Genomic DNA, 12,800 nt, shown 5'->3' with positions numbered 1-12,800 from the left:
AAATAAAGCGGTTTATGCTTACATTTATTTTACGTTGAATCCTACCAACGGTAATGAGCAAATGCTTTGTTAGCTTCTGCCATTTTATGAGTGTCTTCACGTTTCTTAACAGATGCACCAGCGTTGTTAGCTGCATCTAAGATTTCGTTAGCAAGACGCTCTTCCATAGTTTTTTCACCACGAAGACGAGCGTAGTTTACTAACCAACGAAGACCTAAAGTTGTACGGCGTTCTGGACGAACCTCAACTGGAACTTGGTAGTTAGCACCACCAACACGACGAGCGCGTACTTCAAGAACAGGCATGATGTTCTTAAGAGCTTGCTCGAATACTTCCATTGGCTCTTTACCAGTACGTTCGTTTACGATATCGAACGCATTATAAAGAATTGTTTGAGATTTACCTTTTTTACCGTCAACCATCATTTTGTTGATAAGGCGTGTTACTAGCTTCGAATTGTACATTGGATCTGGTAACACGTCACGTTTCGCAACAGGTCCTTTACGAGGCATATTGAGTTCCTCCTTTCATTTTAAAGTTATTATTTTTTAGCAGGTTTTGGTCTCTTAGTACCATATTTAGAACGTCCTTGCATACGTTTGTCAACACCAGCTGTGTCAAGCGCACCACGAACGATGTGGTAACGTACCCCCGGTAAATCCTTTACACGACCACCGCGAATTAATACTACGCTATGCTCTTGTAGGTTATGACCGATACCTGGGATGTAAGCTGTAACCTCGATACCGTTTGTTAAACGTACACGAGCGTATTTACGTAACGCTGAGTTAGGTTTCTTTGGAGTCATTGTACCAACACGAGTACATACACCACGTTTTTGAGGTGCAGAGATATCAGTTGATTTTTTCTTTAAAGAGTTAAAACCTTTGTTTAACGCAGGTGATTTAGATTTCCATACTTTATCAGTACGACCATTTCTCACTAATTGGTTAATAGTAGGCATTTGATTATCCTCCCTTCGCATGTTTGTATGACCACATATCCAGGTGGTTCATTATTAGTTGAAAACAAAGTTTTTGCAAGGAAGAGCAAATGCTCTCTCCTCACAAAAACAGTTTTAACTTATTATTCCTATTGCTGAAGCTCCCACTTGAATCCCCGAAGCTTTACCAAGCTTACGAACTGATTCAACTTTTGTTATGGGCACGTTATATTGCATTGCAATACGAATGATAGCATGGGTTAACCGCATGTCAGCATCCTCTGCGATGACAACTTCTTTAACTGTACCATTTTTGATTGCTTCCAATGTGCGTTTATGACCAACGACTACATTTTCAGCAGTTGATACTTTTTGATAAGACATATAAATATCCTCCAAAGCATCGTTCAGGAGCAACCTTGATTATAGTAACATTTTGACTCATACAATGTCAACTAAGATTAATTGTTTTTATACAAAATTTATGACGGAAAATTTTACTGTTCCACATAAACCTCATCGTTTTCTACGTTCATGTCATCTTGTGTTGTTTTTACAAGATCCACTTTGCGATAACGATTCATACCTGTTCCAGCAGGAACAAGTTTACCGATAATAACATTTTCTTTTAATCCTAGAAGTTCATCGCGTTTACCCTTAATTGCTGCATCAGTTAAGACACGAGTTGTTTCTTGGAACGATGCTGCAGATAAGAATGAATCTGTTTCAAGTGAAGCTTTTGTAATACCAAGTAGAACAGGTCTAGCTGTTGCTGGTTGCTTACCTTGCAGTAAGACCTTAGCATTCGCATCAGTAAACTGATGGATATCTAGTAATGTTCCTGGTAATACATCTGTTTCACCTGCATCACTTACACGAACTTTACGTAACATTTGACGTACCATTACCTCTACGTGTTTGTCACCAATTTCTACCCCTTGCATACGGTATACTTTTTGAACTTCACGTAATAAGTATTCTTGAACCGCCGTAATGTCCGTTACTTTTAGTAATTCTTTCGGATCAATAGAACCTTCTGTTAACTCTTTACCGTGGCTAATTGGCTGTCCTGGAGTTACTTTCAGACGAGCACCGTAAGGAATAGCATACGTACGAGCTTCAACTTCACCCTGTACAACTACTTCTTGGCGATCTTTAACGTCGTTGATCGCTGCGATAACACCGTCGATTTCACTGATAACTGCCTGACCTTTCGGATTACGAGCTTCGAAAATCTCTTGGATACGAGGTAAACCTTGAGTAATATCATCTCCGGCAACCCCACCTGTATGGAATGTACGCATCGTTAACTGTGTACCTGGCTCACCGATAGATTGAGCTGCGATAATACCTACCGCTTCTCCTACTTCTACGTCTGTTCCAGTTGCTAAGTTACGACCGTAACACTTCTTACATACACCGTGGCGAGTGTTACACGTAAACGCTGAACGAATGTTTACAGTTTCAACACCCGAATTTTCAACGATATGAGCGATATCTTCAGTAATTAATTGATTTTCAGCAACTAATACTTCACCTGTTTCAGGATGTTTTACAGTTTTTCTTGCAAAACGTCCAACAAGACGATCATATAATGACTCGATAACTTCATTGCCCTCTTTAATCGCACCAATTAATAAACCGCGATCTGTTCCACAATCATCTTCACGAACGATTACATCTTGTGCAACGTCAACAAGACGACGTGTTAAGTAACCAGAATCGGCAGTTTTAAGTGCTGTATCGGCAAGACCTTTACGCGCACCATGCGTAGAGATGAAGTACTCAAGTACTGTTAAACCTTCACGGAAACTCGATTTGATTGGAAGTTCGATGATACGACCAGATGGATTGGCCATAAGACCACGCATACCAGCAAGCTGAGTAAAGTTAGATGCGTTACCACGGGCACCTGAGTCACTCATCATGAAGATTGGGTTGCGTTTATTCAAGGATTTCATCAGTTTTCCTTGGATAACATCTTTTGCATTACTCCAAATAGAGATAACGCGATCGTAACGTTCTTCTTCCGTGATTAAACCGCGACGGAATTGTTTAATTACATTATCTACTTTTGCTTGTGCTTCGTGGAGAATTTCATCTTTTTCGCCTAATACAAGAATGTCAGATACTCCAACTGTAATACCAGCTTTTGTAGAGTACTTGAATCCTAAGTTTTTCATACGGTCAAGCATGCGAGACGTTTCTGTAATTTGGAAACGTTTGAACACTTCCGCAATGATGTTACCAAGGATCTTCTTGCTAAATGGCGCCACTTCTTCGCGACTAGCAATAATTTCTTTAATGTTCGCACCTTTTTCAACGAAATATTTCGCTGGTGTTTCTTTTTCAAGGTTTGAATTTGTTGGTTCATTAATATAAGGGAACGACTCTGGTAAGATTTCGTTAAATATTAATTTACCAACTGTTGTTAATAGAAGCATACTCTTTTGCTCTTCAGTAAATGTTGCGTTGTTTACTGCACTTGCAGCTACTGCAACACGTGTATGAAGATGAACATATCCATTTTGATATGCAAGCAATGCTTCGTTTGCATCTTTGAAGACCATACCTTCACCGATTGCACCTTCACGCTCAAGTGTTAAGTAATAGTTACCTAATACCATATCCTGAGATGGAGTAACAACTGGTTTACCGTCTTTCGGGTTCAAGATGTTTTGTGCCGCTAACATAAGAAGACGAGCTTCAGCTTGAGCTTCTGATGATAAAGGTACGTGAACGGCCATTTGGTCACCGTCAAAGTCCGCGTTGTATGCAGTACATACAAGTGGGTGAAGACGGATTGCGCGACCTTCTACTAATGTAGGTTCAAACGCCTGGATACCAAGACGGTGAAGTGTTGGTGCGCGGTTTAGAAGTACTGGATGTTCTTTAATCACAGACTCTAAAACGTCCCAAACTTCAGGTTGTACACGCTCGATTTTACGTTTCGCACTCTTAATGTTATGTGCTAATCCTTTTTCAACTAACTCTTTCATTACGAAAGGTTTGAACAGTTCAAGCGCCATTTCTTTTGGCAATCCACATTGATACATCTTTAAGTTCGGTCCTACAACGATTACAGAACGACCAGAGTAGTCAACACGTTTACCTAATAAGTTTTGACGGAAACGTCCTTGTTTACCTTTTAGCATGTGAGATAGTGATTTTAATGGACGGTTACCTGGCCCAGTAACTGGACGGCCACGACGACCATTATCGATTAATGCGTCTACAGCTTCTTGTAACATACGTTTTTCGTTTTGAACGATGATGCTTGGTGCACCTAAGTCCAATAGACGTTTTAAACGGTTGTTACGGTTAATTACACGACGGTATAAGTCGTTTAAGTCAGAAGTAGCAAAACGTCCACCGTCTAACTGTACCATTGGGCGTAGTTCTGGTGGGATTACTGGTAGAACATCTAAGATCATCCAAGACGGTTCATTTCCAGAGTTACGGAATGCTTCTAATACTTCTAGACGTTTAATAGCACGAGTACGGCGTTGTCCTTGTGCTGTTTTTAATTCTTCTTTTAAGAAGTCTACTTCTTTATCTAAATCGATGTCTTGTAGTAGCTTTTTAATTGCTTCTGCACCCATAGCAGCTTGGAATGTGCTACCATATCGATCACGATATGCACGGTATTCTTTTTCAGAAAGTAATTGCTTCTTATCAAGTGGTGTATCTCCACTTTCTGTTACAACATAAGAAGCGAAATAAATTACTTCTTCAAGCGCGCGAGGGGACATGTCTAAGACAAGTCCCATGCGGCTCGGGATACCTTTGAAATACCAAATATGAGATACAGGAGCAGCTAATTCGATATGACCCATACGTTCACGACGTACTTTTGCACGCGTTACTTCAACGCCACATCGATCACAAACTACACCTTTATAACGTACACGTTTGTATTTTCCGCAATGACATTCCCAGTCCTTTTGTGGTCCGAAAATACGCTCACAGAACAAGCCATCTTTTTCAGGCTTTAACGTACGATAGTTAATAGTTTCTGGTTTCTTAACTTCACCGTATGACCAAGAACGAATCTTGTCAGGTGAAGCAAGTCCAATCTTCATATATTCAAAGTTATTTACATCTATCAAGGGGCCTACCTCCCTTTTAGTCTACAGGTTATCCCAATTATTCCTTAGTTGTCTCAACTTCGACATTCAATTTATCTGCTGACTGATGATCATCGTCATCTTCTGTATCACGCATTTCAATTTCTGTATCGTCGCTAGACATCATTTTAACGTCCATACCTAAACTTTGCAGCTCTTTAATCAATACTTTGAATGATTCAGGAACGCCTGGTTCTGGAACATTTTCGCCTTTAACAATTGCTTCATAAGTCTTAACACGTCCAACAACATCATCAGACTTCACTGTTAAGATTTCTTGAAGAGTATAAGCAGCACCGTAAGCTTCAAGTGCCCAAACCTCCATCTCACCGAAACGCTGTCCACCGAACTGAGCTTTACCTCCAAGAGGTTGCTGCGTTACAAGTGAGTATGGTCCAGTAGAACGAGCATGAAGTTTATCGTCAACCATGTGCGCAAGTTTGATCATATACATGACACCAACAGATACGCGGTTATCGAATGGTTCACCAGTACGTCCGTCATACAGGATTGTTTTCGCGTCATTTGCCATACCAGCTTCTTCAATTGTGCCCCAAACATCTTCCTCACGAGCACCATCGAATACTGGTGTTGCAATGTGAATGCCAAGGTATCTTGCTGCCATACCAAGATGAAGCTCTAATACCTGACCGATATTCATACGAGATGGTACCCCTAATGGGTTTAACATGATATCGATTGGCGTACCGTCTGGTAGGTAAGGCATATCTTCTTCTGGTAAAATACGAGAAATAACACCTTTGTTACCGTGACGTCCGGCCATCTTGTCACCTTCAGAAATTTTACGTTTTTGAACGATATATGCACGTACAAGTTGATTCACGCCCGGTGGCAATTCATCGCCATCTTCACGGTTGAATACTTTTACGTCTAAGATAATACCGCCACCACCGTGTGGTACACGTAGTGATGTATCACGTACTTCACGCGCTTTTTCTCCAAAGATAGCATGTAATAGACGTTCTTCAGCTGTTAATTCTGTTACACCTTTAGGTGTTACTTTACCAACAAGTAAATCTCCATCTTTTACTTCAGCACCAACGCGAATGATACCGCGCTCGTCAAGGTTACGTAATGCGTCTTCCCCAACGTTTGGAATGTCACGTGTAATTTCTTCTGGTCCAAGCTTCGTATCACGAGCTTCTGATTCATATTCTTCAATATGAATAGAAGTGTACACATCATCTTTTACAAGGCGCTCACTCATGATGATCGCATCCTCGTAGTTATAACCGTCCCAAGTCATGAAGCCAACAAGCACGTTACGTCCAAGTGCTAGTTCACCTAATTCCATAGAAGGACCATCCGCAAGGATTTCACCTTTTACAACTTCATTTCCAACACTTACGATTGGACGTTGGTTGTAACAAGTTCCTTGGTTAGAACGAATGAATTTTTGCATTTTGTAGCGATCTAAGTCGCCTTTTACTATTTGACCGTCAACTTCTACATAGCGACGTACCCAAACTTCACGTGCTTCTACGCGCTCAACAACACCGGGATGTTTACAGATTACTGCAGCACCTGAGTCTTTTGCTGATACGTACTCCATACCTGTACCTACAATCGGAGATTCCGGATTCATTAACGGAACCGCCTGACGTTGCATGTTCGCTCCCATAAGTGCGCGGTTAGAGTCATCGTTTTCTAAGAACGGAATACAAGCTGTCGCTGCCGACACTACTTGTTTTGGAGATACATCCATGTAGTCGATGCGTTCTCTATTTGTGACAATGTTTTCACCACGGAAACGAGCTACGATATCTTCACTTAGGAATTCACCTTCGTCAGATAATTTCATATTCGCTTGGGCTACAACATAGTTATCTTCTTCATCTGCTGTTAAGTAATCAACATGCCCTGTTACAAGACCAGTTTCTGGGTCAACACGACGGTATGGTGTTTCAATGAAACCAAACTCATTTACTTTCGCGAACGAAGATAATGAGTTAATCAAACCGATGTTTGGTCCCTCTGGTGTTTCAATCGGACACATACGACCGTAGTGAGAGTAATGAACGTCACGCACTTCAAAGCCTGCGCGCTCACGCGTTAAACCACCAGGTCCTAATGCAGATAGTCTTCGTTTGTGAGTTAACTCTGCTAATGGGTTTGTTTGGTCCATAAACTGAGATAACTGAGAACTTCCGAAGAACTCTTTAATAGATGCAATAACAGGACGAATATTAATTAGTGCCTGTGGTGTAATTGCATTTGTATCTTGGATCGACATTCTCTCACGAACAACACGTTCCATACGAGAAAGACCGATACGGAATTGATTTTGTAACAGTTCTCCAACAGAACGCAGACGACGGTTTCCTAAATGGTCAATATCATCTGTATCCCCTACTTTGTATAGTAGGTTGAAGAAGTAACTGATAGAAGCAAGGATATCACCTGGTGTGATGTGTTTCACATCACGAGTAATGTTTGCATTACCAATTACATTAATTACGCGTTCGCCTTCCGACTCAGGAGCATAAATCTTAATAGATTGCAGCTCAACATCGCCTTCTACCACTCCACCCATTGGTTTCGCTGTTTTGAATCCAATGTTTTTCTCTAAGTAAGGTAAAATGCGATCAAGTGTACGACGATCTAAGATTGTTCCTTCTGCCGCTAAAATTTCACCAGTTTCTGGATCCACTAATGTTTCAGCTAAACGTTGATTAAACAATCTGTTTTTAATGTGTAACTTCTTGTTGATCTTATAGCGACCTACATTTGCTAAATCGTAGCGCTTTGGATCAAAGAAACGAGACACAAGTAAGCTCTTAGCATTTTCTACTGTTGGTGGTTCACCAGGACGTAGACGCTCATAAATTTCAAGCAATGCTTTTTCTGTGCTATCTGTGTTGTCTTTTTCTAATGTGTTGCTTAAGTATTCGTTATCACCTAAAAGCTCGGTGATTTCTTGATCAGAGCCAAACCCTAATGCGCGTAACAAAACAGTTACAGGAAGTTTACGCGTACGGTCAATACGCACATATACAACATCCTTAGCATCTGTCTCATACTCTAACCAAGCTCCGCGGTTTGGAATTACAGTAGCAGTAAAACCACGTTTTCCGTTTTTATCCACTTTGCCACTATAGTATACGCTTGGAGAGCGAACTAACTGGGAAACGATAACACGTTCTGCACCGTTAATTACGAATGTTCCAGTCTCTGTCATGAGTGGGAAATCTCCCATGAACACATCTTGTTCTTTTACTTCACCAGTTTCCTTGTTGATTAGACGCACTTTTACACGAAGTGGTGCTGCATACGTCACATCACGCTCTTTGCATTCGTCTACAGAGTATTTAGGTTCACCTAAGCTGTAGTCGATAAATTCAAGCGATAGATTTCCCGTAAAGTCTTCAATCGGAGAAATGTCTTGGAACATTTCTCGCAAACCCTCATCAAGAAACCACTGATAAGAAGAGGTTTGAATTTCGATAAGATTTGGTAACTCTAATACTTCACTAATACGGGCATAACTTCTTCGTTGGCGGTGGCGTCCGTATTGAACTAGTTGACCTGTCAACTGCTTCACCCCTCAAATCATGAGTATTATAAATGCACAAAAAAATTTGTGCAAAATCACAAATAAATACAACTACTGCTATTAGCGTAGTCTCTTTCTCTTAAAGATAAATACGTTGAGTCTTTCTACCTGCTCAAAAAAGAAAAATGGCTTCTATAAGAAAACCATCATTCTGTTTCATAATCTGCTGATTTTACTATCTTTTCCAAGAGAAACAAAAATATACATCTTTCTCAACGCAGAAAATCATATATTGGCATTGTATAATGTTAACATAGCCAAAAATAACCGTCAACGTTTTTTTGATTTTATGATATAATATCCTTTTTTCTTTTCTACAACCTCAACCTCAGAAAATACTTCTTCTAGTTTTTTTAGCGCAGACGGTGCACCTTGTTTCTTTTGAATAACAATCCAAAGTTCTCCACCTGGAACTAAATACTCCACAGCTTTTTCTAAAATCTCATGTACGATATCTTTACCCGCACGAATTGGAGGGTTAGATAGAATAGCAGCATACTTACCATCTACATTTTCATAGACGCTACTTTGAAAAATACGTATATTCTCGATTTTGTTATTAGCGGCGTTTTCTTTCGCAAGCCCAAGTGCCCTCTCATTCACATCCACCATGTGAACTTCACGACCTTGAAACTCTTTCGCTAACGACAAACCAATAGGACCGTATCCGCAACCTACGTCTAATATATTACCTTTAATATCTGGCATTTGAAACGCTTCAATTAAAAGACGGGAACCAAAGTCCACTTCGTTTTTCGAGAACACCCCATGATCAGATAAGAAAGTAAATCGAGATCCACGAAGGACAAACTCCCATCGCTTACGATCACTTTTACTAGAAGGGTCGTTAGAAAAATAATGGTCTGCCATATGGCCACCTCTTTTCTTTACAGTTAAAAAAAAAGCTCGCATGAGAGCGAGCTTTTTTTAAAGCATCAAAAGTTAATTACTTAACTTCTACAGCAGCGCCAACTTCTTCAAGTTTAGCTTTGATTTCTTCAGCTTCTTCTTTAGCAGCAGCTTCTTTGATTACTTTTGGAGTGTTGTCAACTAATTCTTTAGCTTCTTTTAAGCCAAGACCAGTGATTTCACGAACAACTTTGATAACTTTGATTTTTTGTGCACCAGCGCTAGTTAGTTCCACATCAAATTCAGTTTTCTCAGCAGCAGCTTCTCCAGCGCCACCAGCAACAGCTACAGGAGCAGCAGCAGTTACGCCGAATTCTTCCTCGATAGCTTTTACTAAGTCGTTAAGTTCTAATACAGTCATAGATTTAACTGCTTCAATGATTTGTTCTTTAGTCATTGTAAATATCCTCCCTTAAATAGGTTTGTATTGTTTTATCGATAATACGTAATTATCTTTTAAAAAATTAAGCGCCTTGCTCTTCCTTTTGGTCTGCAACTGCTTTAGTAGCAAGTGCAAGGTTACGGATTGGAGCTTGAAGAACGCTAAGAAGCATAGAAAGTAAGCCTTCACGTGATGGAAGAGTAGCGATTGCTTTAACCTCATCAAGTGTTACAAGTTTACCTTCGATTACGCCCGCTTTAATTTCTAAAGCTTCATGATCTTTAGCGAAGTCGTTTAATACTTTCGCAGGAGCAACTACATCCTCGTTACTGAACGCGATTGCGTTTGGTCCCGTTAAGAATTCATTTAACTCAGCCATTTCAGCAGATTCTGCAGCACGACGAGTTAGAGAGTTTTTGTAAACTTTGAACTCAACGCCAGCTTCACGTAATTGCTTACGTAATTCTGTTGCTTCAGAAACTGTTAAACCACGGTAGTCAACAACGATTGTAGATTTACTAGCGCGAAGTTTGTCCGCGATTTCAGTTACAACTTGTTGTTTAGTTTCGATTACTTTGCTCATGTTATTACACCTCCTGTAGATTATATAGAAGATGTACCGAAAGTGCACTAAAAACCTCCATGCCCAACTTGTAGACATGGAGGCATATAGTCACAGAAAAAAATTCCGCTTCGTATATTAACACCTAGGTAGGAAATTAAGTCTATTGACACCTACTGTCTACGGTACACTAATTAAATTCACAACATAAATGATTATATTAAAACTTCTTTATGAAGTCAACTTCCAAAATTTACGCTAATGTAGAAACGTCTACACGTACGCCAGGTCCCATTGTAGAAGCAACTGTTACGTTCTTCATGTAAGTACCTTTTGCAGCAGCTGGCTTAACTTTTTGTAAAGTGTCAGCAATTGTTTTGAAGTTTTCTACTAATTTAGCATCTTCGAAAGATACTTTACCGATTGGAACGTGGATGTTACCAGCTTTATCAACGCGGTATTCAACTTTACCAGCTTTGATTTCGTTAACAGCTTTAGTTACATCGAAAGTAACTGTTCCAGTTTTAGGGTTTGGCATTAAACCTTTAGGTCCTAATACGCGACCAAGTTTACCAACTTCACCCATCATGTCAGGAGTTGCTACTACTACATCGAAATCGAACCAACCTTGTTGGATTTTACCGATGTAATCAGTATCGCCTACGAAGTCAGCTCCAGCAGCTTCAGCTTCTTTAGCTTTTTCACCTTTAGCAAATACTAATACACGTTGTACTTTACCAGTACCGTGTGGAAGAACAACTGCACCACGGATTTGTTGGTCAGCTTTCTTAGGGTCAACACCTAAACGGAATGCAGCTTCTACAGTTGCATCAAATTTAGCTGTGTTTGTTTTCTTTACTAATTCTACTGCTTCTGTCGCAGAGTAAGCAGCTGCACGATCAACAAGCTTTGCAGCTTCTACGTACTTTTTACCTCTTTTAGCCATTTTTATTTCCTCCTCGAATGTGGTTTTAGCGGAATAACCTCCCACGTTTACGCCTGTTTTCAGGTATAACCTGAGGATGAGCGCCATCCATTTATTTAAAAACGATAATCATTTACGATAATAAAGGTTGCGAATTGGAATTCCAGACCCGCAACCTTTTTTAAAAACAAATCGAATTAGTCTTCGATAACGATGCCCATACTGCGTGCAGTACCTTCAACCATACGCATTGCAGCTTCTACGCTAGCAGCGTTTAGGTCAGGCATTTTAGTTTCAGCGATTTCGCGTACTTTATCACGCTTAACAGTTGCCACTTTATTACGGTTTGGTTCACCAGAACCAGACTCAATACCAGCTACTTTCTTAAGAAGAACAGCAGCAGGAGGAGTTTTAGTAATGAAAGTGAATGAACGGTCCTCAAATACCGTAATTTCAACAGGGATGATAAGACCAGCTTGATCTGCTGTACGAGCGTTAAACTCTTTACAGAAGCCCATGATGTTAACACCTGCTTGTCCTAATGCTGGACCAACTGGTGGAGCTGGGTTAGCTTTACCTGCAGGAATTTGAAGCTTTACCATTTTAATTACCTTTTTAGCCACGAGACACACCTCCTTAAGTCCGTGATGTGGTCAATTGGACAGTGATTTGCCCTCCCACGTCATATTTTATCTGTAAGGATAAAATCTTTCAAAAAACGTCTCCGATAACGAAGACGTACTGACTTAAAAGATATTATCACTTTTTACAATTCATTTCAAGTTTCATTTTATAATTTTTCAATTTGATGGAAGTCAAGTTCAACTGGAGTCTCGCGACCAAACATGTCCACAAGCACGCTAACCTTTTTCTTCTCCACATCAATTTCTTCAATAGCACCTGTATAATCTGCGAATGGCCCCTCATTTACACGTACTGTCTCATGAAGTTCAAAGTCGAAATCAACCACTTCGTTATCCATTCCCATATGTTTCATAATGGTAACAACTTCCTCTTCTAATAGAGGTGATGGTTTAGATCCAGAACCAGAAGAACCAACGAACCCAGTTACACCCGGCGTGTTACGTACAACATACCAAGAGTCATCAGTCATGATTAATTCTACTAATACATAACCTGGGAACACTTTTCTTTTCATTAATTTTTCTTTTCCGTTTTTCATTTCTACTTCTACTTCTTCCGGGACAACAACACGGAAAATTTTATCTTGCATACCCATTGATTCTACACGTTTCTCTAGGTTTGCTTTTACTTTATTTTCATATCCAGAATAAGTATGGACAACATACCAACTTTTTTCCATTCATTTAGGACGAGCGTCCTTCCCTCCCTGACGTACATTTTTTTGCGCAAATGA

General features: G+C 40.0%; 11 protein-coding genes and 1 other annotated feature. All 11 genes read right to left on the bottom strand.

The features are described from left to right. Positions 1-41: 41 nt before the first annotated feature. Positions 42-512 carry a 30S ribosomal protein S7 gene (gene rpsG / locus C3Y97_RS00655; RefSeq protein WP_001137491.1) on the bottom strand — a complete coding sequence of 157 codons (471 nt, stop codon included), beginning with the start codon at positions 510-512 and terminating at the stop codon, positions 42-44. 29 nt (positions 513-541) lie between these two features. Beyond that, a complete protein-coding gene (gene rpsL, locus C3Y97_RS00650) occupies positions 542-964 on the bottom strand; it encodes a 30S ribosomal protein S12 (protein ID WP_001142341.1) in 423 nt (140 codons plus the stop codon). A gap of 114 nt (positions 965-1,078) precedes the next feature. Next, entirely contained in the window at positions 1,079-1,327 is a 249-nt protein-coding gene (locus tag C3Y97_RS00645) for a 50S ribosomal protein L7ae-like protein (RefSeq protein ID WP_000121836.1), read from the bottom strand. A gap of 113 nt (positions 1,328-1,440) precedes the next feature. Further along, positions 1,441-5,052 (bottom strand): DNA-directed RNA polymerase subunit beta', encoded by a 3,612-nt coding sequence (rpoC, locus tag C3Y97_RS00640; RefSeq protein WP_000567939.1) that lies wholly within the window; start codon positions 5,050-5,052, stop codon positions 1,441-1,443. A 37-nt stretch (positions 5,053-5,089) separates the two neighbouring features. Then, entirely contained in the window at positions 5,090-8,623 is a 3,534-nt protein-coding gene (rpoB, locus tag C3Y97_RS00635; protein ID WP_000147552.1) for a DNA-directed RNA polymerase subunit beta, read from the bottom strand. A gap of 291 nt (positions 8,624-8,914) precedes the next feature. Continuing rightward, the gene (locus C3Y97_RS00630) at positions 8,915-9,514 is read right to left on the bottom strand and encodes a class I SAM-dependent methyltransferase (protein ID WP_000763289.1); all 600 of its coding nucleotides are present in this window, start codon (positions 9,512-9,514) and stop codon (positions 8,915-8,917) included. A gap of 76 nt (positions 9,515-9,590) precedes the next feature. Then, a complete protein-coding gene (rplL, locus tag C3Y97_RS00625) occupies positions 9,591-9,950 on the bottom strand; it encodes a 50S ribosomal protein L7/L12 (protein WP_000159736.1) in 360 nt (119 codons plus the stop codon). A gap of 67 nt (positions 9,951-10,017) precedes the next feature. Further along, positions 10,018-10,518 (bottom strand): 50S ribosomal protein L10, encoded by a 501-nt coding sequence (gene rplJ, locus C3Y97_RS00620; protein WP_000048716.1) that lies wholly within the window; start codon positions 10,516-10,518, stop codon positions 10,018-10,020. Between the two features lie 39 nt (positions 10,519-10,557). Further along, positions 10,558-10,701 (bottom strand) — a sequence feature (ribosomal protein L10 leader region). A 49-nt stretch (positions 10,702-10,750) separates the two neighbouring features. Beyond that, positions 10,751-11,443, bottom strand: a complete 693-nt coding sequence (gene rplA / locus C3Y97_RS00615; RefSeq protein ID WP_001987630.1) for a 50S ribosomal protein L1 — start codon at positions 11,441-11,443, stop codon at positions 10,751-10,753. Between the two features lie 176 nt (positions 11,444-11,619). Then, positions 11,620-12,045 carry a 50S ribosomal protein L11 gene (rplK, locus tag C3Y97_RS00610; protein WP_001085872.1) on the bottom strand — a complete coding sequence of 142 codons (426 nt, stop codon included), beginning with the start codon at positions 12,043-12,045 and terminating at the stop codon, positions 11,620-11,622. 167 nt (positions 12,046-12,212) lie between these two features. Continuing rightward, positions 12,213-12,746 (bottom strand): transcription termination/antitermination protein NusG, encoded by a 534-nt coding sequence (nusG, locus tag C3Y97_RS00605; protein WP_000415794.1) that lies wholly within the window; start codon positions 12,744-12,746, stop codon positions 12,213-12,215. Positions 12,747-12,800 lie beyond the last annotated feature (54 nt).

Source organism: Bacillus sp. DU-106, from assembly GCF_004799705.1.
GTDB lineage: Bacteria > Bacillota > Bacilli > Bacillales > Bacillaceae_G > Bacillus_A > Bacillus_A cereus.
This window is presented reverse-complemented; position numbering and strand designations above follow the sequence as displayed.

What these genes read in the sequence shown, in the direction of transcription:
- rpsG (WP_001137491.1), bottom strand. Translation starts at nt 512, where the DNA reads ATGCCTCGTAAAGGACCTGTTGCGAAACGTGACGTGTTACCAGATCCA.
- rpsL (WP_001142341.1), bottom strand. Translation starts at nt 964, where the DNA reads ATGCCTACTATTAACCAATTAGTGAGAAATGGTCGTACTGATAAAGTA.
- C3Y97_RS00645 (WP_000121836.1), bottom strand. Translation starts at nt 1,327, where the DNA reads ATGTCTTATCAAAAAGTATCAACTGCTGAAAATGTAGTCGTTGGTCAT.
- C3Y97_RS00630 (WP_000763289.1), bottom strand. Translation starts at nt 9,514, where the DNA reads ATGGCAGACCATTATTTTTCTAACGACCCTTCTAGTAAAAGTGATCGT.
- rplL (WP_000159736.1), bottom strand. Translation starts at nt 9,950, where the DNA reads ATGACTAAAGAACAAATCATTGAAGCAGTTAAATCTATGACTGTATTA.
- rplJ (WP_000048716.1), bottom strand. Translation starts at nt 10,518, where the DNA reads ATGAGCAAAGTAATCGAAACTAAACAACAAGTTGTAACTGAAATCGCG.
- rplA (WP_001987630.1), bottom strand. Translation starts at nt 11,443, where the DNA reads ATGGCTAAAAGAGGTAAAAAGTACGTAGAAGCTGCAAAGCTTGTTGAT.
- nusG (WP_000415794.1), bottom strand. Translation starts at nt 12,746, where the DNA reads ATGGAAAAAAGTTGGTATGTTGTCCATACTTATTCTGGATATGAAAAT.